Origin of the sequence: Saccharopolyspora karakumensis (assembly GCF_004349225.1) — a bacterium.
GTDB lineage: Bacteria > Actinomycetota > Actinomycetes > Mycobacteriales > Pseudonocardiaceae > Saccharopolyspora > Saccharopolyspora endophytica.
Genome location: NZ_SMLA01000030.1, coordinates 51,831 through 75,408, shown reverse-complemented (window position 1 = coordinate 75,408; position 23,578 = coordinate 51,831). Strand labels below are relative to the sequence as shown.

20 protein-coding genes and 1 pseudogene are annotated in these 23,578 nt (G+C 70.6%); 9 read left to right on the top strand and 12 right to left on the bottom strand.

What is annotated here, in order from left to right; all coding sequences use genetic code 11:
* A pseudogene (locus E1202_RS19395) lies at window positions 1-406 on the top strand (DUF885 domain-containing protein); the annotation flags it as partial.
* A gap of 452 nt (window positions 407-858) precedes the next feature.
* Window positions 859-2,235, top strand: coding sequence for a PhoH family protein (locus E1202_RS19390; protein ID WP_132684557.1), 1,377 nt, complete (start codon window positions 859-861; stop codon window positions 2,233-2,235).
* Window positions 2,236-2,378: 143 nt separating this feature from the next.
* Here the strand turns inward: E1202_RS19390 and E1202_RS19385 are convergent, their stop codons facing one another.
* The 5 genes from E1202_RS19385 to E1202_RS19365 form a co-directional block, all read right to left on the bottom strand.
* Entirely contained in the window at window positions 2,379-3,818 is a 1,440-nt protein-coding gene (locus E1202_RS19385; protein WP_132684556.1) for a GuaB1 family IMP dehydrogenase-related protein, read from the bottom strand.
* A 93-nt stretch (window positions 3,819-3,911) separates the two neighbouring features.
* On the bottom strand, window positions 3,912-4,331 hold the full coding sequence (locus tag E1202_RS19380; protein WP_132684555.1) for a DUF4288 domain-containing protein: 420 nt from the start codon (window positions 4,329-4,331) through the stop codon (window positions 3,912-3,914).
* A 12-nt stretch (window positions 4,332-4,343) separates the two neighbouring features.
* Window positions 4,344-5,858 carry an ATP-dependent DNA ligase gene (locus E1202_RS19375; RefSeq protein WP_132684554.1) on the bottom strand — a complete coding sequence of 505 codons (1,515 nt, stop codon included), beginning with the start codon at window positions 5,856-5,858 and terminating at the stop codon, window positions 4,344-4,346.
* 43 nt (window positions 5,859-5,901) lie between these two features.
* A complete protein-coding gene (locus E1202_RS19370) occupies window positions 5,902-7,296 on the bottom strand; it encodes a class II fumarate hydratase (RefSeq protein ID WP_132684553.1) in 1,395 nt (464 codons plus the stop codon).
* 153 nt (window positions 7,297-7,449) lie between these two features.
* Window positions 7,450-8,223 (bottom strand): S1 family peptidase, encoded by a 774-nt coding sequence (locus E1202_RS19365; protein ID WP_235878668.1) that lies wholly within the window; start codon window positions 8,221-8,223, stop codon window positions 7,450-7,452.
* 183 nt (window positions 8,224-8,406) lie between these two features.
* Between E1202_RS19365 and E1202_RS19360 the strand changes: the two genes are divergently transcribed.
* Entirely contained in the window at window positions 8,407-9,378 is a 972-nt protein-coding gene (locus E1202_RS19360) for an NAD(P)/FAD-dependent oxidoreductase (protein WP_132684551.1), read from the top strand.
* A 69-nt stretch (window positions 9,379-9,447) separates the two neighbouring features.
* Here the strand turns inward: E1202_RS19360 and E1202_RS19355 are convergent, their stop codons facing one another.
* Together E1202_RS19355 and glpX are read right to left on the bottom strand one after the other, a co-directional pair.
* Window positions 9,448-10,194, bottom strand: a complete 747-nt coding sequence (locus E1202_RS19355; protein WP_132684550.1) for a S1 family peptidase — start codon at window positions 10,192-10,194, stop codon at window positions 9,448-9,450.
* A gap of 195 nt (window positions 10,195-10,389) precedes the next feature.
* Window positions 10,390-11,400 carry a class II fructose-bisphosphatase gene (glpX, locus tag E1202_RS19350; protein ID WP_132684549.1) on the bottom strand — a complete coding sequence of 337 codons (1,011 nt, stop codon included), beginning with the start codon at window positions 11,398-11,400 and terminating at the stop codon, window positions 10,390-10,392.
* Window positions 11,401-11,577: 177 nt separating this feature from the next.
* Between glpX and E1202_RS19345 the strand changes: the two genes are divergently transcribed.
* A complete protein-coding gene (locus E1202_RS19345) occupies window positions 11,578-12,171 on the top strand; it encodes a DUF4245 domain-containing protein (protein ID WP_132684548.1) in 594 nt (197 codons plus the stop codon).
* Window positions 12,172-12,231: 60 nt separating this feature from the next.
* On the opposite strand, the gene E1202_RS19340 is transcribed toward E1202_RS19345, so the two are convergent.
* The 4 genes from E1202_RS19340 to E1202_RS19325 form a co-directional block, all read right to left on the bottom strand.
* Window positions 12,232-12,486 carry an exodeoxyribonuclease VII small subunit gene (locus E1202_RS19340; RefSeq protein WP_132684547.1) on the bottom strand — a complete coding sequence of 85 codons (255 nt, stop codon included), beginning with the start codon at window positions 12,484-12,486 and terminating at the stop codon, window positions 12,232-12,234.
* The gene (locus E1202_RS19335) at window positions 12,483-12,878 is read right to left on the bottom strand and encodes a hypothetical protein (protein ID WP_132674006.1); all 396 of its coding nucleotides are present in this window, start codon (window positions 12,876-12,878) and stop codon (window positions 12,483-12,485) included. Before E1202_RS19335 ends, E1202_RS19340 begins: the two co-directional genes overlap by 4 nt.
* Window positions 12,879-12,892: 14 nt before the next feature.
* Entirely contained in the window at window positions 12,893-14,080 is a 1,188-nt protein-coding gene (xseA, locus tag E1202_RS19330) for an exodeoxyribonuclease VII large subunit (protein ID WP_408006839.1), read from the bottom strand.
* 230 nt (window positions 14,081-14,310) lie between these two features.
* A complete protein-coding gene (locus tag E1202_RS19325; protein ID WP_132684545.1) occupies window positions 14,311-14,769 on the bottom strand; it encodes a lipid droplet-associated protein in 459 nt (152 codons plus the stop codon).
* Between the two features lie 162 nt (window positions 14,770-14,931).
* On the opposite strand from E1202_RS19325, the gene E1202_RS19320 reads away from it, so the two are divergent.
* On the top strand, window positions 14,932-15,960 hold the full coding sequence (locus E1202_RS19320; protein ID WP_132674003.1) for a 4-hydroxy-3-methylbut-2-enyl diphosphate reductase: 1,029 nt from the start codon (window positions 14,932-14,934) through the stop codon (window positions 15,958-15,960).
* Window positions 15,961-16,025: 65 nt separating this feature from the next.
* On the opposite strand, the gene E1202_RS19315 is transcribed toward E1202_RS19320, so the two are convergent.
* Window positions 16,026-16,886 (bottom strand): DUF6542 domain-containing protein, encoded by an 861-nt coding sequence (locus E1202_RS19315; protein WP_132684544.1) that lies wholly within the window; start codon window positions 16,884-16,886, stop codon window positions 16,026-16,028.
* Between the two features lie 241 nt (window positions 16,887-17,127).
* On the opposite strand from E1202_RS19315, the gene E1202_RS19310 reads away from it, so the two are divergent.
* From E1202_RS19310 to E1202_RS19295, 4 genes are all read left to right on the top strand, one after another.
* Complete coding sequence (locus E1202_RS19310; RefSeq protein ID WP_132684562.1) at window positions 17,128-18,714, top strand: sugar ABC transporter ATP-binding protein; 1,587 nt, start codon at window positions 17,128-17,130, stop codon at window positions 18,712-18,714.
* Window positions 18,711-19,751 carry an ABC transporter permease gene (locus tag E1202_RS19305; protein WP_408006835.1) on the top strand — a complete coding sequence of 347 codons (1,041 nt, stop codon included), beginning with the start codon at window positions 18,711-18,713 and terminating at the stop codon, window positions 19,749-19,751. Before E1202_RS19310 ends, E1202_RS19305 begins: the two co-directional genes overlap by 4 nt.
* Before the next feature lie 24 nt (window positions 19,752-19,775).
* A complete protein-coding gene (locus E1202_RS19300; protein ID WP_132684543.1) occupies window positions 19,776-20,783 on the top strand; it encodes a substrate-binding domain-containing protein in 1,008 nt (335 codons plus the stop codon).
* Between the two features lie 442 nt (window positions 20,784-21,225).
* On the top strand, window positions 21,226-23,547 hold the full coding sequence (locus E1202_RS19295; RefSeq protein WP_207918773.1) for a glycoside hydrolase family 172 protein: 2,322 nt from the start codon (window positions 21,226-21,228) through the stop codon (window positions 23,545-23,547).
* The last annotated feature ends 31 nt before the right edge of the window (window positions 23,548-23,578 follow it).

Here is a 23,578-nt window from a genome sequence, read left to right as displayed (position 1 = left end):
GGGCTGGGGCTCGTGGGCGGCGGAGATCTTCGCCGACCTGGGCATCGCGGTGGACGGCGAGCTCGCCGAGCGGCTGGAGGCGGTCCTGGTGCGGCTGCTGCCGGTGCGCCAGGACGCGATGCTGATGCTGCACTCGCGGGGGAGGTCGGAGCAGGACGCCGTCGATCACCTGCGCCGCTGGCTGCTGATGCCGGACGACCGCGCGCGGCACCTGCTGGGCTTCCTGCGGGACCCGCTGTGGCGGGCCTACACCACGACCTACGTCGAGGGGGTCCGCCTGCTGCGGCGGTGGCTGTCGGACCGCCCGGACGGCACATCGAGCGCCGATCGTTACCGCCGATTGCTTGACGAGGCGCTTGTACCAGAGGTCCTCCGCGCTGAGATCGCGGCACGCGCGCAGCCTTGAACTTCACCCGAAAAGAGCAAGGGGGCTCACCGGGAGTGTTGAATTGAGTTCGTTCTCGTCGTGGCCCAGGGACGCGTCCTGACCTGCTGACGAATCGTCTGGAAACCTTCTATTTACCTTCTGACCTGCGAAAACCGGCCAGTAGCACGCGGTGAGCGGGGGATTGGTTCGAATCACCTAAGTGGCTGTCTGCCGAAGAGCGATCTCGAAGGTAGCGTTCGCTGGTGACGGGCCGTTCTTCTTTTGCACGTCCGAACGCGGCCCGTCCGGGAGGCCCTGATCGTGGCTGTTGGCTGGAGCGGACGTTCACACGTCCACCTTGGTCGCGGAGGGGGTCGGTGCCCGGCCCTCGCGTGGCGTCGGTGGACCGGACGGTCCAGTCGGAGCACGGCGGGGTCAGGCCCGGCCCACCGACGAGCGGGCGTGTTCGGCACGTCCGCGAGGGAGTAGCCGTGACCGCACGACGTTCCCAGCCTCAGGCGCACGAAGCCGTCCGCAGCGACGCGCCCGCGCACACCGCACCTGGCGGTGACTCCGAGGTCCGCACCTACGTCCTGGACACTTCGGTCCTGCTGTCCGACCCGTGGGCGATGGCCCGGTTCGCCGAGCACGACGTGGTGCTCCCGGTGGTGGTCATCTCCGAGCTGGAGGGGAAGCGCCACCACCCCGAACTCGGCTGGTTCGCCCGCGAGGCGCTGCGCGTGCTCGACGATCTCCGGATCAAGCACGGCAGACTGGACCACCCGGTGCTGGTCAACCCTGAGGGCGGCAACGTCCACGTGGAGTTGAACCACTCCGACCCGTCGGTGCTCCCGCCGGGATTCCGCACGGACTCCAACGACTCCCGCATCCTGGCCTGCTCGCTCAACCTCGCGGCCGAAGGCCGCGAGGTCGTGCTGGTCACCAAGGACATGCCACTGCGGGTCAAGGCCGCGTCGGTGAACCTGGCCGCCGAGGAGTACCGCGCGCAGGACGTGGTGTCGTCGGGCTGGAGCGGCATGGCGGACATCGATGTCGGCTCGGACTCGGTGGACTCGCTGTTCAAGGACGGCGTCGCCGACCTGGACGAGGCGCGGGACCTGCCGCCGAACACCGGTGTGCGGATGCTCGCCGGGCAGCAGAGCGCGCTCGGCCGGGTCACCGCCGACAAGCAGGTCAAGCTGGTCCGGGGTGATCGCGAGGTCTTCGGGCTGCACGGTCGTTCGGCGGAGCAGCGGATCGCGCTGGAGCTGCTGATGGATCCCGAGGTCGGGATCATCTCGCTCGGCGGCCGCGCCGGTACCGGCAAGTCGGCGCTGGCGCTGTGCGCGGGCCTGGAATCGGTCCTGGAACGCCAGCAGCACCGCAAGGTCGTGGTGTTCCGGCCGGTCTACGCCGTCGGTGGGCAGGAGCTCGGTTACCTTCCGGGCTCCGAGGGCGAGAAGATGGCGCCCTGGGCGCAGGCCGTCTTCGACACGCTCGGCGCTCACGCCAGCGAGAACGTGCTGGAAGAGATCATGGACCGCGGCATGCTCGAGGTGCTGCCGCTGACCCACATCCGCGGCCGTTCGCTGCACGACGCCTTCGTCATCGTCGACGAGGCCCAGTCGCTGGAGCGCAACGTGCTGCTGACGGTCCTGTCGCGGCTCGGCGCGAACTCGCGGGTGGTGCTCACGCACGACGTCGCGCAGCGGGACAACCTGCGGGTGGGCCGCCACGACGGCATCGCGGCGGTCATCGAGAAGCTCAAGGGCCACCCGCTGTTCGCCCACGTGACCCTGACCCGATCGGAGCGGAGCCCGATCGCGGCCTTGGTCACCGAGCTGCTGGAAGGCGACCACACGCCCTGACGCGGTCGCGGGGAGGGCGCCTCCGGCGGAGGTGCCCTCCCCGCCTCGTCCGGATTCGAATGTCGTGCGAAGTTCGAGCCCGAAAGTTCGCGGTCACATTCCGCGCGACATTCGAATCCCCTGCTCCGGGGCGCGCGAGTTCGTCACCAGCCCGAGGGCAGCGGCCGGCCTTCGGCGAAGCCGGCGGCCGACTGGATGCCGACCAGGGCGCGCTCGTGGAACTCCTCCAGGGTGTGCGCGCCCGCGTAGGTGCAGGACGAGCGGACGCCCGAGGTGATCTGGTCCAGCAGGTCCTCGACACCCGGGTTCTGCGGGTCGATGCGCATCCGGGAGCTGGAGATGCCCTCCTCGAACAGGCCCTTGCGGGCCTGGTCGTAGGCGCTGTCGGTGCGGGTCCGGGCGGACACGGCGCGCTTGGAGGCCATGCCGAAGGACTCCTTGTACGCCCGGCCGTGCTCGTCGCGCTGCAGGTCACCGGGGGACTCGTAGGTCCCGGCGAACCACGATCCGACCATCACCGACGAGGCCCCGGCGGCCAGCGCCAGCGCCACGTCGCGCGGGTGGCGGATGCCGCCGTCGGCCCACACGTGCTTGCCGAGCCTGCGGGCTTCCGCGGCGCACTCGGCCACGGCGGAGAACTGCGGGCGGCCGACACCGGTCATCATCCGCGTGGTGCACATCGCGCCCGGCCCGACGCCGACCTTGATGACGTCGGCACCGGCCTCGACCAGGTCGCGCACGCCCTCTGCGGTGACCACGTTGCCGGCGACGACCGGGACGGTGGGGCTCGCGGAGCGGACTGCCTTGAGCGCGGAGATCATCTTCTCCTGGTGGCCGTGCGCGGTGTCCACGACCAGCGTGTCCACCTCGGCCGCCAGCAGCGCGGACGCCTTGGCGGCGACATCGCCGTTCACGCCGATCGCGGCGGCCACCCGCAGGCGGCCCTCGGCGTCGAGAGCGGGGGTGTAGATGGCGGCGCGCAGGGCGCCCTTCTTGGTCATGATCCCGGCGAGCCGCCCTTCGGCGTCGACGGCGATCGCGACGTTGCGGCCTTGCTTGTGCAGCTGCTCGAAGACCTCGCGCGAGTCCGTCTCCAGCGGCAGCACCACGGGGTGGGCGTCGGCGACCTCGCCGACCCGCGCGAAGCGGTCCACGCCGGTGCAGGCGGCCTCGTCGACGACGCCGAGCGGCTTGTCCTCGTCGTCGACCACCACCAGGGCGCCGTGGGCGCGCTTGGGCAGCAGGTTCAGGGCGTCGGCGACCGCGTCGTCGGTGTGCAACGCCAGCGGCGTGTCCCACAGCGGGTGCCGGGTCTTGACCCAGGACACGATCTCGGCGACGGCGCTCGGGTCGACGTCCTGCGGCAGGATCACCAGGCCACCGCGTCGCGCGACGGTCTCGGCCATGCGCCTGCCGGCCACGGCGGTCATGTTCGCGACCACGATCGGCAGCGTCGCGCCGGTGCCGTCGCAGGTCGCCAGGTCGACGTCGAAGCGCGACTCGACTCCGGAGCGCCGGGGCGCCAGGAAGACGTCGTCGTAGGTCAGGTCGGTGGAGGGCTGTTGCCCGTTCAAGAACTGCACGTCTCACCACGATACGTGTCCCGAGCAGCTGCCGGGCTCTCCCGGCCGCCTGATCGAGCGACGTTCGAGGTCAGGTCACCATCAGCGGTGTCCTCAGACGTCCTCCTCGGTGAGGGGTTCGACGGACCTGTAGGCGTCGTAGTTGCGGAAGAAGCGGCTGTAGAGCTCGGAGCCGTCGTCGAAGGTGGCGTCCTCGAGGGGCTTGACCTCGACGATCTGCTTGAGCTTCCAGGTGACCGTTTCGTGGTTCTCGTTCTGGTAGCTGGTCTCCTGCTGCTTGCCGCACTCCTTGGCCTTCTCGGCCGCCTCGTCCTCGGACGCGGCGGTGAGCAGGACGAACGACTCCTCGTAGAGGGGCTTGTGGCCGGTCGCCTCGCTGGTGGCCTCCAGCAGGAGCACGGCGACGTAGTGGTCGAGCTCGACCGATGACGCGCGCTGCTGGAAGTCGCGCGGGTCGATGGTTCCCGGGCCGATGTCGATCGAACCGACGGCGTCGAAGTCCTCGCTGCTCATGCCACCAGGATCTCACCCGCCGCGCAGCATCCCGCGAACCGCCTCGATGGTGTCGGCCTCGGCCGCGTCCTTGTCCGGCCGGTAGCGCAGCACGCGGGCGAAGCGCAGCGCGACGCCACCGGGGTACCGGCTGCTGGTCTGCACCCCGTCGAGCTCGATCTCCACCACCAGCTCCGGGACGACCCGCACCGTCCAGTCGTCGCCTCCGGTGGCCCGCCGCTGGAACTCGGCGGTCTGCCAGGCCAGCAGCTCGTCGGTGAGGCCCTTGAAGGTCTTGCCGACCATGATCGGCGGGCCGCCGTCGGGGTCGCGGGCGCCGAGGTGCAGGTTGGACAGGTAGCCGCGGCGGCGGCCGTGGCCCCACTCGGCGGCCAGCACGACCAGGTCGAGGGTGTGCTCGGGCTTGACCTTGCGCCACGCCTTGCCGCGGCGGCCCGCCGCGTACGGCGAGTCGAGGTCCTTGACCACCACGCCCTCGTGGCCGTGCGCCAGCGCGTCGTCGAACAGCGCGGCGGCGTCCTCCGGTGTGGGGGACAGGACGCCCGGGATCCGGTGGTCGCCTGCGACCTGCTCCAACGCCTTCAGCCGGTCGGCCAGCGGCCGGTCGAGCAGGTCGGTCCCGTCCAGGTGCAGGCAGTCGAAGAAGTACGGGTGCAGCAGCTCGGCCCGCTGGTCCTGGGCGCCGAAGCGGGCCATCGTCTCCTGGAACGGGCGGGGACGTCCGGCGTCGTCGAGGGCCAGCGTCTCGCCGTCGAGCACCACCGAGCGGCAGTCCAGGCCGCGCACCAGCTCCACCAGCTCGGCGACGTTGCGGGTGATCTCGCGCAGCGTGCGGGTGTAGACGTGCACCTCGTCGCCGTCGCGGTGCACCTGGATGCGGGCGCCGTCGAGCTTGTGCTCGACGCTGCACCCACCGAGCTCGGTCAGCGCGGCGTCCAGGGTTTCCGCCGGCGAGGCCAGCATCGGGCGGATCGGGCGGCCCAGCTCCAGGTGGAACTCGCCGAGCGCGGGCTCACCGCCGCTCAGCGCCGCTTCGGCGGTCGCGGGGAGCCTGCCGGACAGCATGAACGCGCGCCGCACGGCCTCGGTGCGCACCTCGGCCGCTGCGGCGATGGCCTCGACCATCACGCCTTCCAGCGCGCCCTGCCGGAGCTCGCCGCCCAGCAGGCGCAGCAGGAACGACTGCTCGGCCTCGGTGGCCCGCCCGAGCAGCGCGCTCAGCGCGTCGGCCCGCCGTTGTCCGGACCCGGCGCCGCTGATCGTGCGCACCTCGCCGACCGCCGCTTCGACCTCGCCGATGGTCAACCGGGGTTCGGCCGCAGGTGCGACCCGCAACGCCGACAGCGTCGACCAACCGACCCCGGCCCGTCCGCCGGGCAGTTCACCCGCCAGCAACGCGGTGGCCGCGGCGACCTCCGCGGGTTCCAGCCTCCGCAGCAGCGCGGCGATCGCCGACGTCTTCGCCTTCCGCGAGGACGTCGCCGCGACCTCGGCGGAGGCCGCGACGACGTCCGAGAGCAGCACCATGGCTCCATGGTGCGCAGACCTCCGACAATTCGCGGGAGTTCGGTCAGCCGCCGTTGGCCATGCGGAGGACGTCCAGGGCTTCGTCGAGCTGCTCGATCGTGAGCGTGCCGGACTCGACGTGGCCGCGTTCGAGGACGACCTCGCGGATGGGCTTGCGCTCCTTGAGCGCCTGCTTGGCGACCGCGGCGGCCTCCTCGTACCCGAGGTAGCGGTTGAGGGGCGTGACGATCGACGGCGAGCCCTCGGCGTAGGCGCGGGCCTGCTCGGTGTTGACCTGCACGTCGGCGAAGACCTTGTCGGCCAGCTGCCGCGACACCGCCGCCAGCAGCCGGGACGACTCCAGCACGTTGCGGGCGATGACCGGCAGCATCACGTTGAGCTGGAAGTTGCCCTGCGACCCGGCGAAGGCCACGGCCGCGTCGTTGCCGATGACCTGGGCGACGACCTGCAGCGTCGCCTCCGGGATCACCGGGTTGACCTTGCCCGGCATGATCGACGAACCCGGCTGCAGGTCCGGCAGGGCCAGCTCGCCGAGGCCGGTGCGCGGGCCGGAACCCAGCCAGCGCAGGTCGTTGGCGATCTTGGTGAGGCTGACCGCCACGGTGCGCAGGTGACCGGAGGTCTCCACCACGGAGTCCTGCGCGGCCTGCGCCTCGAAGTGGTCGCGGGCCTCGGTCAGCGGCAGACCGGTCACCCGGGCCAGCTCCTCGGCGACGGCCTGACCGAAGCCCTCCGGCGCGTTGAGCCCGGAGCCCACGGCGGTGCCGCCGATGGGCAGCTCGCCCAGCCGGGGCAGACCGGTCCGCAGTCGTTCGACGCCGTAGCGGACCTGCGACGCCCACGCGCCCGCCTCCTGGGCGAGGGTGATCGGCACGGCGTCCATCAGGTGCGTGCGGCCGGACTTGACGACCTCGGTCCAGCCCTTCGCCCGGTCCTCGATGGTGGCCGCGAGATGTTCCAGGGCGGGGATGACGTCGGCGATCACGGCCTCGGTGGCGGCGACGTGGATCGTCGTCGGGAACGTGTCGTTGGACGACTGCGAGGCGTTGACGTGGTCGTTCGGGTGCACGTCGCGGCCGAGAGCGCGGGTGGCCAGGGTCGCGATGACCTCGTTGGCGTTCATGTTCGACGACGTGCCCGAGCCGGTCTGGAAGACGTCGATCGGGAAGTGCTCGTCGTGCGCGCCCTCGGCGACCTCGTCGGCGGCGCGGGCGATGGCCTCGGCGACGTCGCCGTCGAGCACCCCCAACCGGCCGTTGACCCGGGCGGTGGCGGCCTTGAGCAGGCCGAGCGCGCGGATCTGCGCGCGCTCCAGGCCGCGGCCGGAGATCGGGAAGTTCTCCACGGCCCGCTGCGTCTGCGCCCGGTAGAGGGCGTCGGCGGGCACCCGAACCTCGCCCATCGTGTCGTGTTCGATCCGGTACTGGGATTCAGCCATGTTCGAAGTGTCCCGCCGATCAACCGGCCGGGTCAGCGTGGCACGCCCCACCGGCCGGGCGTTCCCCCTGGAAATGGCCGACCTGGAACGATCTAGGTGGCTGATCTGACAAAGCCCGCTCCCGGAGAGCGGGAGCGGGCTTCGCCGCGGGGATCAACCGATGGTGGAGGAGATCCAGTCCGCGTAGGCGGTGGCGTCGGTGTAAACCGAAGGCGCCGTGCCGCAGACCGGGACCGGGCTGCCCAGGCGGCTGGTCACGCCGGTGAGCTTCCAGTCGCCGGGGGTGCCCTCCAGCTGCGGGCCGCCGGAGTCGCCGAAGCAGGCGTTGGCCAGCAGCTCCTTGCTGGAGGTGCAGATCTCGGTGGGGCCGTCGATGGAGCTCAGCGTGCAGTTCGCGTCAGGGGCGACCTGGGTCTCCAGCTCCTGCAGCTGCTCCGGCGGCTCGCCGCAGCCGCGCACCGGGCAGGTCACGCCCCAGCCGATGATCCTCGACGGGGTGCCCGCCTCGCCGGAGGCGTCGGCGAGCTCGATCGGCGTCTCCGACACCGCCTGGTCCAGCTTGAGCAGCGCGATGTCGCCGTTGGGGGTGTTGGTCTCGTAGTCCGGGTGCACGACGACCTCGGAGACACCGGCCTCCGTGCCGCCGCTGCTCCAGGTCGGGCTGCCGATGCGCAACCCGAGGTCCGCCGGTTTCGCGTCGGCCACGCAGTGCGCGGCTGTGAGCACCCACTGCTCGTCGATCAGCGAGGCACCGCAGCTGTGCGACCCCGATCGTTGCAGCGAGGCCATCCATTCGTAGGACTCGGTGGCGTCGTGGCCGCCGACGATCAGCGCACCCGGGTTGTCGATGGCCTGCGCCGCCGGCGCGAAGCCGGCGCTGAGCGCGAGCGCGGCGATGCCGCTGAGCAGCGCGGATGATTTCTTCACAGAGATTCCCCTCCCCGACGTGATCCCCTTCCCCCGGAAGTTATGGGTGGGGTGCGGGACCAGGTACCGCCGCACGCCGCAGCGAACTGCGCTGATCGGCCCATCACCGGCGGTGGGCGGACACATCGGCCGGAGCCGACTAGCCTGAGATCCGTATCACAGGGCCTGCGACGGGATGCCGAGATGGCGCACGAGGTCGATCTGCTGGTGGTGGGTGCCGGTCCGACGGGGCTGTTCGCCGCTTACTACGCCGGGTTTCGCGGGATGTCGGTGGCGCTGGTCGACGCGCTGCCGGAGCCGGGTGGCCAGGTGACCGCGATGTACCCGGAGAAGATGATCTTCGACGTGGCGGGTTTCCCGGAGATCCGGGGACGCGACCTGATCGCCGCGCTGGTCGAGCAGGCCGAGCAGTACGGCCCGCGCTACCTGCTCGGGCGCCCCGCCGTTTCGCTGTCCGATGTGGACGGCGGCCTGCTGGTCGACGTCGGCGAGGGCGAGCAGGTCCGGGCCGGGGCGGTGCTGGTCACGGCCGGGATCGGCGAGTTCACCCCGAGACCGCTTCCCGCGGGCGGGGAGTGGGTCGGCAAGGGCGTCGTGCACTTCATCCCCGAGCTGTCCGCGCACGCCGGGCACGACGTGGTCGTCGTCGGCGGCGGCGACTCGGCGTTCGACTGGGCGCTGGCGCTGCAACCGGTGGCCCGCAGCGTGACCCTGGTGCACCGGCGCACCCGCTTCCGCGCGCACGAAGGCCTGGTCACCAAGGTCGAGCAGCTGGGCATCCCGCTGATCGTCCCGGCCGAGGTCGCCGAAATCCGCGGCGACTCGGGAGGACTCATCGAGGTCGCCATCGACGTCGACGGGCAACGACGCGTCCTGCCGGCGCAAACGGTCGTCGCCGCACTGGGTTTCACCGCCGACCTCGGCCCGATCGAATCCTGGGGACTGGACCTGGAGAAGCGCTCGATCCTGGTCGACACGACGATGCGCACCAGCCGCGCCCGCGTCTACGCCGCAGGCGACGTCGCCGCCTACCCCGGGAAGGTCAAGCTCATCGCCACCGGCTTCGGCGAAGCCGCCACGGCGGTCAACAACATCGCGGTCGAGCTCAACCCCGACGCCCACCTCTTCCCCGGCCATTCCTCGAACCTGTCCTGAGAAACCCCCGAACGTGGAAACGGCACCCGGGAACGACGTCCCGGGTGCCGCGTCGGGGTGCTGAGCGGGTCAGCTGCCGGTGTTCTGGTTGATCCAGTCGGCGAAGGCGGTCACGTCGGTGTAGATCGACGGGCCGGTGGCGCAGGTGGAGTCGCCGTTGCCGGAGCGGCTCGTGGCGCCGATCAGCTCCCAGCTGCCCTGGGTGCCCTTGATCTGCGGGCCGCCCGAGTCGCCGTAGCAGGCACCGGAGTTGCCGCCCGGGTTGTCGGTGCAGATCTCGCCCGCGGCGTCGATGCCGGTGCAGCCGGCGTCGTCGACGATGCTCGTGTCCAGCTCCTGCAGGTTCGTCGGAACCTCGCCGCAGCCGGTCTCCGGGCAGGTCTGGCCCCAGCCGATGATGCGGCTCGGGGTTCCGGCCTCACCGGACTCGGCGGCGATCGAGATCGGCGCGGCGGACAGCTGCTTGTCCAGCTGCAGCACCGCGAGGTCGGCGCTGTCGTGCACCTGGGTCTTGGTCACGGCGGCTTCCTCGCCACCGGTGGTGTTGTCGTTGCTGCCCACGCGGACCGTGAAGTCACCGCCGCTCTGAACGCAGTGCGCGGCGGTCACCACCCAGTCCGGCTTGATCAGCGCGCCGCCGCAGATGTGGCTGCCCTGCTGCTGCAGCGACACCATGAACGAGTAGACCTCGGTCGCGTCGTGTCCACCGATGATCATCGGGTCGACGTCGTCACCGGCGGCGACGGCGGGCATGCCCAGCGCGCCCACTGCGCTGACCGCGGCGACCGCGGAGATGAGAGCCGAACGAATGCGCATGTGTGTCGAATCCTCCGGGTACCCCGGCTCCGAAGGCCGGCTGGCCGCTGACGCTAACGGCGCCCCCGACCCCGGCGTACCGACGAAGGTCGTAGGAGGCGAACCGAAAAGGCGGTGGCCGGCGGACAATCCGCAGGCCACCGCCTTGATCACGATCGGTCGAGCCGGTTTTTCCCGGTTTCCCGATAAGGGCGACTACTCGCCGCGCTCGCCCAGGTCCACGTCGGCGTACTCGCGCAGCTTGGTGAGCTTGTGCGAGGCGTCGACCACGCGCGTCGTACCGGACTTCGACCGCATCACGATCGACTGCGTGGTGCACCGGTCGGCGCGGTAGTGCACGCCGCGCAGCAGCGCGCCGTCGGTGATGCCGGTCGCCACGAAGAACATGTTGTCGCCGCGCACCAGGTCCGAAGTGGTCAGCACCTGGTTCGCGTCGTGCCCGGCCTCGCGCAGCTTCGCCCGCTCCTCGTCGTCGCGCGGCCACAACCGGCCCTGGATCTCACCGTCGAGGCACTTCAGCGCGCACGCGGTGATGATGCCCTCGGGAGTGCCGCCGATGCCCAGCAGCATGTCCACGCCGCTGTTCGGGCGGGCCGCCGCGATCGCGCCCGCCACGTCGCCGTCGGAGATGAACTGCACGCGGGCGCCCGCCTCGCGGACCTCCTTGACCAGCTGCTCGTGCCGCGGCCGGTCCAGCACGCACACCGTCACGTCCGACACGTCGACGTGCTTGGCCTTGGCGACCCGGCGGACGTTCTCCGAGATCGGGGCGCTGATGTCGATGTACCCCGCGGCCTCCGGGCCGACGGCCATCTTCTCCATGTAGAACACCGCGGACGGGTCGAACATGGTGCCGCGCTCGGACACCGCCAGCACCGCCAGCGCGTTCGGCATGCCCTTGCTGAGCAGCGTCGTACCGTCGATCGGGTCCACGGCGACGTCGACCTCCGGGCCCTCCCCGTTGCCGACCTCCTCGCCGTTGTAGAGCATCGGCGCTTCGTCCTTCTCGCCCTCGCCGATGACCACGGTGCCGCGCATCGACACGGTGCCGATGAGCTTGCGCATGGCGTCCACCGCAGCTCCGTCGCCCGCGTTCTTGTCACCGCGGCCGACCCAGCGGCCACCGGCCATCGCGGCTGCTTCGGTCACGCGGACGAGTTCCATCGCCAAGTTGCGATCGGGTGCTTCCGGGTGTCGTTGCGTCATCGCGCCCTCCCCGTTCGTGAGGCATCGTCGGTACCGCCCGAGTCCGGCGGGAAATGCCCCGCGCTCAGGCTTGTTGGCTGCGATCTTCCCAGATCATCGGGGTTCGGGGATCATTCGCGTGGGGCAGCCCACTCCCTCTGCCCCTGCCCGCTGAGCTGCGGTGCTGCTGGTGAGAGCATGGGTGCCGTGGCTGAACCCCGCAACCAGCAACCGGCTCCGTCCCGCCCGCCGCGGACCATGTCGGCGATGCTCTTCGCCATCCTGCCGTTGGTGCTGGTCTCGTTCGGCGTCGCGGGCCTGTTCACGCAGTGCTCGTTCACTCCCACCGGCCCCACGGTCGACAACGGATCGGTGCCCACGGTGAACGTCCAGGCCGAGCTGCACGACGCCGCCGCCGGAGTGGACTTCCCGGTGGTCGATCCGACGCTGCCCGCCAGCTGGCGGGCCAACTCCAGCAACAGCACCACGCTGCCCTCGCACACCGAGGTCGTCCGGGTCGGCTGGCTGACCGGCGACGCGCAGTACCTGCGCCTGGCCCAGTCCAACGCCGCCGAGGAGGAGCTGGTCGCCGGCGAGACGCGGCAGGCCCCGCAGGCGCTCGGCGCCGTCGAGGCCGGTGGCCGCCAGTGGGTCCGCTACCAGGGCGTTCGCGACGAGCAGGCGTGGGTGTCCGAGCGCGACGGCGTCCGCCTGCTGATCACCGGCAACGCCGGCGAAGCGGAGTTCCGCACCCTCGCCGAAGCCGCCCTCACGGCCCCGCCGGTCGGCTGAACCCGCCCTCGCGGGTCACGCCGCCGGGTGAGGACTCGACAAGGGCTGGTTGACGGTGCCTCAGGAGTCCTCTTCGACGGCGGCGAGAGCGCGTTCGACGCGCTCGCGGGCACCGGCCAGGTGGCGTTCGCAGACCGCCGCCAGCGCCTCGCCCTTCTCCCAGAGGGCCAGCGAGTCCTCCAGGGACAGCCCGCCGGCCTCCAGCTGCTTGACGACCTCGGCCAGCTGATCGCGGGCGTCCTCGTAGCCGAGCTCGGCGACCTCCGGGTGCTCGGCGACCGGGTCGAAGTGCTCGTCCTGCTGGTTCTCGGTCACGGGGTGGGGCTCTCCACATTCGCTCGCACGGACACCACCGCGGTGGCGATCGCCTGGTCGTAGCCGACGAAGGCCTCGGCGAACTCCGCGCCGTCACCTTCGCGCACCGCGTCGTTGATGCGCAGCTGGGCCTCCGCGACCCTACGTCGGTGGGCCGACGCCGCCCACCAGGTGGGTCCCACGTACCCCGAGGTCGCGTCGATCAAGGCCCGCAGCCTGCCGGGCAGGTCCTTGCGCTCGGCCGAGTCGCACCCGCCCAGGAGCGCAGCCCACGTCCCCTCCGCCGTGACCTCGGCGGCCTCGGCGCAGCGCCGGACCTCGCCCGCCCGCTCCGCGGTGCGCGCCGCGCCCACGGTGAGGGGGAGGAACGAGGGCTCCTGCTTCGGGTGCACGTGGAATTCCTTGGTCAGTCCGGTACGACGGCGTGGACCGCGCCGTCGGCGACCCGCACCCGCAGCCGGGTGCCCGGAGGCGCGTCATCGACGGTGCGCAGCACCCCGTCGACCTCGTCGGTCTCCTCGATGCGCTGCACGATCGCGTATCCACGAGCCAGAGTGGCCGCAGGGCCCAGGGTCGTCAAGCGTGATCGAGTAGCGCTCAGCGCGTGACCCTCCGTGGTGAGCACCGTGCTCATCGCCCGCCGGGAGCGTTCGCGCAGCATCGCGACCTGCTCGGAGCGCTGCTGCAGCGGGCGGTGCGGGTCGGCCAGCGCCGGCCGGCTGCGCAGCTGGTCGAGCAGCCTGCGCTCGCGGTCCACCCATCCGTGCAGCGCCCGCCGAGCCCGGTCGCGCAACTGCCGGATGCGCTGACCCTCCTCGGCGACGTCGGGCACCACGCGCTTGCCCGCACCCGTCGGTGTGGAACAGCGCACATCGGCCACGTGGTCGAGCAGCGGCGAGTCCGGTTCGTGCCCGATCGCGCTGACCACCGGGGTCTTGCAGGCCGACACCGCCCGGCACAGCGCCTCGTCGGAGAACGGCAGCAGGTCCTCGACGCTGCCGCCGCCGCGCGCCAGCACGATCACGTCGACCTCGGGCATCCGGTCGAGCTCCTCCAGCGCCGGAAGGATCTGCGGCACCGCGCTCGTGCCCTGCACCGCGACGTTGCGGATCTCGAACTGCACGGCGGGCCAGCGCAGCTGCGCGTTGGTCAGCACGTCGTGCTCGGCGGCCGAGGCGCGGCCGGTGATCAGGCCGACCCGGTTGGGCAGGAACGGCAGCGGCCGCTTGCGCGCCGGGTCGAACAGACCCTCGGCCTTGAGCAGCTGGCGGAGCCGTTCGATGCGGGCGAGCAGCTCGCCGATGCCGACGGCCCGGATCTCGTCGACTCGCAGGCTCAGCGTGCCGCGGCCGACGAAGAAGGTCGGCTTGCCGTGCACCACGACCCGGCTGCCATCGGTCAGCGGCGGGTCCATCTTGCGCAGCAGCGACGACGAGCAGGTCAAGGTCAGCGACACGTCCGCGGAGGGATCGCGGAGCGTCAGGAACGCCGTCTGCGCGCCGGACCGCATCGAGATCTGGGTGATCTGGCCTTCGACCCAGATCTGCCCGAGCCGGTTGATCCAGTCGGCGATCTTGCGGGCCACCGTCCGCACCGGCCAAGGTTCCTCAGCACTAGTAGGCGAACTCAGCGTTCCTCCTCTTTCAGTGGTGGTTCCGGGTCATCTTGCGTGGCGGTGCGGGTGGGGGAACCTGAGCGGCTCCGTGGACTCCGCGCGCCACTCCTTGAGTATGTCGATACGCGGCGTCGCGGCGTGCTCGCCACGCAGCCGCTGGAGAACCCCCGGCGGTGCGAGTTGCTCGGGTGGTGAAGAGAAGGGGAGAGCTACTGCTCTCTGAGGCGGGTGAGGCGGTTGCGGAGCATTCGGAGGTAGTCCGGGCGCTGCTCGTTGTTCTCCTCGTAGGCGAGCAATGCGGTGAGGTCGTCCTCGGTGAACGAGCGCAGGCGACCGCGCAGCTGGGGGAGGCTCAGCGCGTCGTAGTCGGCGAGCAGCGCGTTCTCCCCGCTCTCCGGCTCGGGGACCACCGCCGGCTCCGGGGCGATGTCCTCGTCGAACGTCGCCCACGACGGTTCTTCCTCGGGCGTGCGCAGGACCGACAGCGCCTCGTCGCCCTTGATCGCGAGTTCGGTGATGTGCTGCTGCACCCGCATCGACGCCTGCAACGCCTGGCTCGCGACGGTCACGGGCATGCCGAGGAGGGTGGCCGGGAGCGCGCGGGCCTGCTCGACGGCGGTCGCCGCGAGCCCGGCCGCCACCCGCACCGGGAGGGGGAACTCTGACATGCGCCCAGCCTGCCGCAGAAGTGGCCGACAGACCATCGGTTCAACGCCGGAATGTGACCGAGGACCGACGTCCGGCGGAACCGCGATGGACCCCTCGATGGAGTGACGGTGAGCATCGACCGGAGGCGGAGCGGGCAGGCGCGGATCCGTACCCTTGATGGCATGACGACCACGCCTGAGGCCCGCGACCTCGAACCCGACCCCGTTGACGACGCCGGCCGGACCAAGCGGGTCCTGCTGGCCAAGCCCCGCGGGTACTGCGCAGGTGTCGACCGCGCAGTCATCACCGTCGAGAAGGCGCTGGAGACCTACGGCCCGCCGGTCTACGTCCGCAAGGAGATCGTGCACAACCGGCACGTCGTGGACACCCTGACCGAGCGCGGCGTGATCTTCGTGGACGAGACCGACGAGGTGCCCGAGGGCGCGCTCGTGGTGTTCTCCGCGCACGGCGTCTCCCCGGCCGTCCACCAGGAGGCCGAGGAGCGCAAGCTGCGCACGATCGACGCCACCTGCCCGCTGGTGACGAAGGTGCACAAGGAGGTCAACCGCTTCGCGCGCGACGACTACGACATCCTGCTGATCGGCCACGAGGGCCACGAGGAGGTCGAGGGCACCGCCGGTGAGGCGCCCGAGCGCGTGCAGCTGGTGGACAAGCCCGAGGACGTCGACAAGGTGCAGGTCCGCGACCCGAGCAAGGTCGTCTGGCTGTCGCAGACCACCCTCAGCGTCGACGAGACCATGGAGCGGGTGGACCAGCTCACCGAGAAGTTCCCGACGCTGCAGGCCCCGCCGAGCGACGACATCTGCTACGCCACCTCCAACCGCCAGCAGGCGGTCAAGGTTATGGCCCCGCAGTGCGACCTGGTGATCGTGGTGGGCTCGCAGAACTCCTCGAACTCCAAGCGGCTGGTCGAGGTCGCGCTGCAGGCCGGGGCGTCGGACTCGCACCTGATCGACTACGCCTCGCAGATCGAGGACGCCTGGCTGGACGGGGTGACCACGGTCGGCGTCACCAGCGGTGCGTCCGTCCCGGACGTGCTGGTGCTGCAGGTCCTGGACCACCTCGCCGAGCGCGGCTGGGGTGACGTCGAAGAGGTCACGACCGCCAACGAGAAGGTCACCTTCGCGCTGCCCCGCGAGCTCCGCAAGGACCTCGACGAGAACAAGGACAACCCCAAGAGCGTCCGCTGATCTGACCCGGACGCGAAAAAGCCGCCCGGCTCCGGAAATCGGAGCCGGGCGGCTTTTTCGCGTCTCTACGGGCCGGGACGCCGGGGGCGGCCCCCCGGTGGCGGTTCCGGCGGGCGCGGCCGTCCTGGGCCGCCCTGGCGGGGCGGACGGGGCCCTCCCGCGCGCGGGTCGTTGGGGCGAGGGCGCCCGGGCACGTCGCCGCGGCGCGGGGAGTCGCCCTTCGGGCGTCCCTGGGACTCGCGCGGCCCGGTGCCGCGGGGCTGCCGGGGCTCGGCGCGCCGGTCGCCACCGCGGCCGTCGTCACGCGGCTTGCGCTGGTCGCCGCGGGGTTTGCGGTCCCGATCCGAGGCCGGGCGCTTGCGCGGCGCCTCGTCCCGCGCGGACTTCTTGCGCGGCGGCGGAACGGGCCTGGCCTTCTTGGTCTTGGCGTCGGGGTCGACGCCGAGGTCGAAGTCGTCATCGGTCTCGGCCTTCTGCGTGACGAACATCCGGAGCAGCCCGATGCCGAGCGCGACCGCGGTGGCTCCGGCCATGATCGGGAAGCTGGTGATCAGCGGGCGCGCGACCGACAGCGCCTTGCCCATGATGCCCGCGCCCGACGTGCTCCCGGCTCCGGTGATCAGCACCAGCACGGGCATCACGATGCCGAGAACGAGCGGTGGCTGCACCATCGGACCGAACACGCTTCGCCGCTGCACCAGCAGCACCGCTGCCAGACAACCGAGGAAGAAGCAGGTCTTGAAGATGAATCCGGGCTGTTTCCAGATCAGGGTGTCCAGCACGGTGCCGATCGCGGTCGGGGCGGCAGCCAGCAACACGGCGCCCCACAGCGGCACCCCGTTGGTGCTGAACGCGGAGCGCGCACCCCATTCGGGCGCGCCATTACCGGAAGTTGAAGCGCTCTGGCTCTCGCGGATCGCGGTCACAATCCCCAACGGTAACGGTCCAGTACCCCACCGCGAGAGCCCTCTCGGGGAACGGTCGCATTACCCCACGTCGGGTGATGGTTTCGACACGACGCGGCGTGATCGCCACGTGATCTTCGTGCAGCCAAATGGATGCCGTATCGCTCGGTCGAGCGTGTGAGCCTTGACACAGGGAGTGCGGCCATCTTAGCGTCCGAGCAATCGTTTTCTCGCCTGCGTGAGTGACGAGACGGGGGTCGGAATGAACACGGCGCCACCGCTGGTCGAGATGACCGGCATCACCAAGCGTTACGGCGGTGTGCTCGCCTGCGACGCGGTTGACCTCACGATTCGCGGCGGCGAGGTGCACGCTCTGCTCGGTGAGAACGGGGCGGGCAAGAGCACTCTGATGAAGGTCCTGTCCGGCGACATCACCGACCACAGCGGTGGGATCACCATCGAGGGTCACCCGGTCCAGTTCGGAAAACCCGCGGACGCGCAACACGCCGGGGTCGCGATGATCCACCAGGAGCTCGACCTCGTCCCGGCCCTGAGCGTCGCCGAGAACCTCCACCTGGGACGCGAACCGCGCACCCGGCTGGGCACCGTGGACCGGCGCGCGATGTCCGAGCGCACCCGGGAGTTGCTGCGGCGCACCGGGATCGACCTCGACCCGAACCGCCCGGTCGGCGAGCTGCGGGTCGGTGAGCAGCAGCTGGTCACCATCGCCCGCGCGCTGTCGCTGGACGCCACGGTGCTGATCATGGACGAGCCGACCTCGGCACTGTCCACAACGGAGGTCGACCGGCTCTTCGGCGTCATCGGCGAGCTGCGCCGCACCGGCACCGGCATCGTCTACATCTCGCACCGGATGGACGAGATCGGCCAGGTCGCCGACCGCGCCACCGTGCTGCGCAACGGACGCAAGGTCGCCGAGTTCGACGCGCAGGCGATGACCGCCGAGGAGGCCGCCGAGGCGATGGTGGGCCGGACGGTGCAGACCCGCTTCCGCTCGCAGACCGTCGACATCGGCGAAGAACTGCTCAGCGTCAAGGGCTTCGCCGTCCGCCCCCGCCGCGCGCGGGTCGGCAGGAGGGAACCCGACGGCATCGACCTGACCGTGCGCAGGGGCGAGATCGTCGGCCTGTGCGGACTGCTCGGAGCGGGGCGGACCGAGCTGCTCGAATCGCTCTACGGCGCGGGCTCGTCCGGGACCTGGGAGGGGGAGGTCTCGCTCGACGGGAAACCGGTGCGCCCGGCGGGACCGAGGCAGGCGCTGCGCTCGGGGATCGCCTTCGTGCCGGAGGACCGGCGCAGCTCCGGGCTGGTGCTCGGGCACTCGGTCACCGCCAACACGGTGCTGTCGGTGCTGGACCGGCTGGGTGTCGCCGGAATGGTGCGTCGCAGCTCCGAACTCGGCGCGACCCGGCGCAGCGTCGACCAGCTCAAGGTCAAGCTCGACCGCATCTCCGACGCGGTCGGCACCCTCTCCGGCGGCAACCAGCAGAAGGTCGTCTTCGGGCGCATGCTGCTCACCGAGCCCCGACTGCTGCTGCTCGACGACCCGACGCGGGGCGTGGACATCGGCGCGAAGGCGGAGATCTACCAGTTGCTCTCGGACATCGCCGGTCGTGGCATCGGAGTGCTGCTGGCCTCCTCGGAACTCCCCGAGCTGGTGGGGGTGTGCCACCGGGTGGTCGTGCTGCGCGCCGGGCGCAGCGTCGCCGAGTTCGACACCGCCCACGCCGGGGAGGCCGATCTGCTGGCAGCCGCGATGGGTGATCGGAACGGGAATCCACCGGGGCCGGCGGTCGGCACCGGGCAGAGCGCCGGGGGAGGTGCGAATTGAGCAATCAGACGGAGCAGCGGCCCGTGCCCGGAGACCTGCCCGCGCAGCGTTCCAAGCGGACCGACACCGTCGAGACCCTGTTCAAGTTCCAGAGTTTCTTCGGTCTGGTCGCGGTGTTCATCGCGGCGGTGATCTTCTCGCCCCGCAACGACGGCCAGATCCTGTTCCTGAGCAGCGACAACCTGTTCAACATCGTGCGCGCGGTCTCCGAGATCGGGATCATCGCGATCGGGCTGACCTTCGTGATCCTCATCGGCGGCATCGACCTGTCGGTCGGGTCGGTGCTGGGGCTGGCGGCGGTCGGCTCCGCCGTGCTCATGGTCAACAGCGGCTACGGCGTGTGGGCCACGGTCGTCGTCGTGCTGCTGGCCGGAATCGTCTTCGGGTTCCTGCAGGGTGCCGCGGTGGCGCTGCTGGGGGTGCAGGCGTTCATCGTCACCCTGGCCGGATTGCAGATCTCGCGCGGACTGGCGCGCATGTGGTCCGGCGGCGAGACCGTGCAGATCTCCTACGGCGACGGTCCGGGGCAGGCCCCGATGCTGTTCTCGCTGCTGGGGGAGCGGACCTTCGGCGGCGTGGTGCCGATCCCGGCCCTGATCTTCGCCGCGGTGGCCGTGATCGCGATCCTGTTCCTGCGCTCCAGCGCCTACTCCCGGCACCTGTACGCGATCGGCGGGAACGAGAAGGCGGCTCGGCTCTCCGGCGTGCCGGTGAACCGGGTCAAGATCATCGCCTTCGTCATCGCGGGGTTCTGCGCCGCGCTGGCCGGCATCGTGCACGCCGGTCAGCTCAACGCGGGCAGCCCCAACGACGGAACCGCCTACGAGCTCGACGGAATCGCCGCGGTGGTCGTCGGCGGCACCAGCCTGGCCGGTGGCCGGGGCTCGGTGATCGGCACCATCGCCGGTGCTCTGCTGCTCGGCATCCTCAACAACATCCTGAGCCTGAACAGCGTCAACACCGATCTGCAACTGCTGATCAAGGGTCTGGTGATCGTCGCGGCGGCGGCGCTGCAGCGCCTGCGCCCCACGGCCTGAGGCAGATCTACCGAAGGGAGCACGATGCGCAAGACAACGAAGTCCTTGGTCGCAATCACGTGCGCCGCGGTCGCGTTCGCCGCCGCCGGTTGCGGGACGACCAGCGAGAACACCGGTCAGGTCCAGGCCCAGGACCCGACGAAGGACTGCCAGGGCGCCAACGGCAAGTACACGATCGGGATGAGCCAGGCGAACCTCGCCGAGCCGTACCGGGTGCGGATGGACGACGACATCCGCAAGGCCGCGCAGAAGGTCCCGCAGTTCGAGGAGGTGCAGTTCTCCGACGCCGCGAAGGACAACTCCAAGCAGGTCACCGACGTCGAGAACTTCATGACCAAGCAGGTCGACCTGCTGATGATCTCGCCGAACGAGGCGGCGCCGCTGACCGACGTGGTGCGCAAGGCCTACAACCAGGGCATCCCGGTCGTGGTGCTGGACCGCAAGGTCGACGGCGAGGCGTACACGACCTACATCGGCGCGGACAACGTCGCCATCGGCGAGCAGGCGGGCGAGTTCTTCAAGAACACGCTGCTGCCGCAGGGCGGCAAGATCGTGCAGATCAAGGGCCTGTCCGGTTCGACCCCGGCCGCTGAGCGGGAAGAGGGCTTCAAGCAGGGCATCGCCGGTTCCAAGATCGAGGTCGTGGCCACCGCCGACGGTGAGTGGGAGCGCTCGGTCGGGCAGCAGAAGATGGACGCGCTGCTCAAGGCCCACCCGGACATCCAGGCCGTGTACTCGCAGAACGACCCGATGGCCGAGGGCGCTTGGCTGGCCGCGCAGGCGGCCAACCGCCCGGACCTGAAGTTCGTGGGCATCGACGGCCTGCCGATCCCCTCGGGCGGCATCAAGGCGGTGGAGGAGGGCCGGTTGCAGGCCACGAACCTCTACCCGACGGGTGGTGCTGAGGCGGTCGAGGCGGCCAAGAAGATCCTCGTCGACTGCCAGCAGGTGCCCAAGACCCAGACCCTGGGAACCGAACTGATCACGAAGGACAACGCGGCCGAGGTGTACGGCCGACTCAACCAGGGTTAGGCGCCGAAGTGGACGAGAACTTTTCCGGGTTGCAGGAGTAGGCGCGGAAAGGGCTGCGCCGCCCCGGACCGAAAACAGGCCGCAGCGCTCGTTTCGAGCGCTGCGGTCTTTTCGCGCGCGAAAAGACGGCGACACTGGTTCGATACACCGAATTCCACTGCCCGGCAACTAAAAACACCTGGTTGGCGGCTGTCGTAAGTACGACACACCAGAGACCATCTCATTGAGTGAATTCGCGTATCGATGACTATTTCGTGCCTGTTGTTTGGTTGCCGTCCGGGAGGCCATTTCTTACGCTGCGCTAGATCGCGCTTTGAGATCTTGCCGGGTCCGAGTCGGTTGGAAACCACTGAGTTAGAGCGCATCACGATTCACCGGAACCGGAATCAGCGGCAGAACTGTCTGCGGTGGACAGCGCTGTCCGCAGGGGAGGGCGAGCACGATGACAGAACGCTCCGCACCGTCGCGACGCGACGCCCGCCGGCGAGCACGCCGGCTCGCCGCCTACCTGGGTGTCTTCTCGCTCGCCGCTGCCGCGGTGATCGCCGACGCCGGGTTCGCGAGCGTCCGGGCCCACGCCCAGCAACCTGCGCCGCCGAGCAAGGGCCAGGTCGGCTGGGACTCCTACCGAGACCTCGACGAGATGCCGCGGCTGCGCGGCGCCGAGCAGTCCTTGCAGTCCTCCAGCTACGACCGGTCCGGCGGCAACGACGACGGATTCGAGGGCACCTACTCCTGCCTGCGCGAATCGGCGCAGGGCTGCGTGATCGCCGAGCACGCCGGGCCGGGTGAGATCTCCGGTCTGTGGAGCACGCGCGAGCCGATGGGCGACGTGACGGCCACCGGCAACCTCATCGTCGAGCTCGACGGCCGGACGGTGCTCGACGCGCCGTTCGCCGACGTGGTCAGCGGCAAGATCGGAGCCCCGTTCGTGTGGCCGCTGGTGGGCAACGCCGACGACGCGGCAGGTGGCGTGGTCAGCAAGGTGCCGATGCCGTTCCGCGAATCGATGCGCGTGACCGTGCGCAACAACCCGGACTTCTACCACGTGAACTACCGGACCTTCCCCGACGCGGGAGGCGTGGAGACCTTCGACCCCTCGGACCCGGCCACCGACGTGCTGACGAAGTTGCAGGGCTTCGGCGTGTCCGACCCGAAGAACGCCACCGGCGGAACACCGGTGCGCAGCGACTTCGGCCTGGCTCCCGGTGGCGCGCACACCGTCGCCGAGCTGAGCGGGCCGGCGCGGATCAACCAGCTGCGGGTGCGCTTGCCGCAGGTGGTGGCGGCGCCTCAGGTCGTCGACGACGGCATGGCCTTCGGGCAGGGCGGCGGCAGCCGTTTCCGGATGCGCGTGGACCCGAACAACGAGGGCGTCCGCGTGATCCGGCGGTTCGACCCGCAGATCGCCGACCAGGTCGCGAGCATGGCCGTCAACGGCCAGGTGGTGGGCGAGTGGCGCAGCGGCGCGGCCGCACCAGGCCAGTGGGGCGTGCAGTCGATCGACGTGCCCGCGGACGTCACCGCGGGGGAGTCCTCGATCGAGGTCGACAACCGGTTCGTCTCGTCCTCGTTGGACGTCAACGAGTTCCGCTACGACGTGCAGAGCCTGGTCAACGGCGAGTGGGTGCGCACCGACGTGCTCGACCTCGGCCCCGGCCACCCGGGCGAGGAGAGCGCGCACGGCTACCAGATCGACAACCCGGTCTTCGAGCGCTCGCAGCTGTTCGGGCGGTACACGATCCCGCCGGAGCAGGTCGCGGCCTCCGACGAGGTGCTGTCCTCCGCGCGGCTGCGCATCACCTTCGACGGCAAGACCACTGTGGACGCCCCGATCGGCGAGTTCTTCGGCACCGGGCTCGGCGAGTACGACGTGCGCACCCTGATGAGCTCGGTCGATCCCGGGCAGGACGGCTGGTACACGGCGTGGTGGCCGATGCCGTTCAACGAGAGCGCCAAGGTGGAGATCGTCAACGCCGGCGGCATCCCGATCGACGGAGCCACGGCGGAGGTGGTCACCGGGCCCGGCGGGGTCGACGAGGGCAGCGGGCACTTCCACGCCACGCACAAGCGCGGCACCACGGTTCCGGGGCAGGACTGGAACTTCCTCGACCCCGGTGGGGCGGGCACGTTCTACGGGGTCACCCACACCATGCGCGGCCTGATCCCGCTCAACGAGACCAAGGCCAGCGTCCTGCCGCACTCCACGCGGCAGACGGCGTCCAACCCGCGCAACTACCTGGAGGGCGACGAGCGGTTCTACGTCGACGGAGCCCAGGAACCCGCGTGGCACGGGACCGGGACCGAGGACTTCTACGAGTCGGGCTGGTACTTCCGGTTCGGCACGACGTTCTCGATGCCGCAGGCGGGCAACCCCGGTCACGAGGTGAACCAGGACGGCTGCGAGTTCGACTGCACCGGCGCCTACCGGCTGATGGTGGGCGACGCGGTCTCCTTCCGGAACGGCCTGGTCGCGGGCATCGAGCACGGGCCGGTCAACGACGAACCGGGCGATTACAGCTCCACGGCCTACTGGTACGGCGCTCCGGCCGGCCGCAGCCTGCCGGTCGGTCCGCCGCCACCGGAGGTCCCGCCGGCGCTCCCGCCGGCACCGCCGGTCCCGAGCCAGCCCCCGTCGCAACCGGCCCCGACCGCACCGCAGGACCCGGGCCAACCGACCTCCACCGGCTCGACGCCCCCGGAGTCGGGAGCGGGTGAGCCGTCGACCGGCGAGGAGGACGGCCTCCTGCAGAGCTCGAACTGATCGCTCGCGAATCGGTACCCGGATTCCGCAG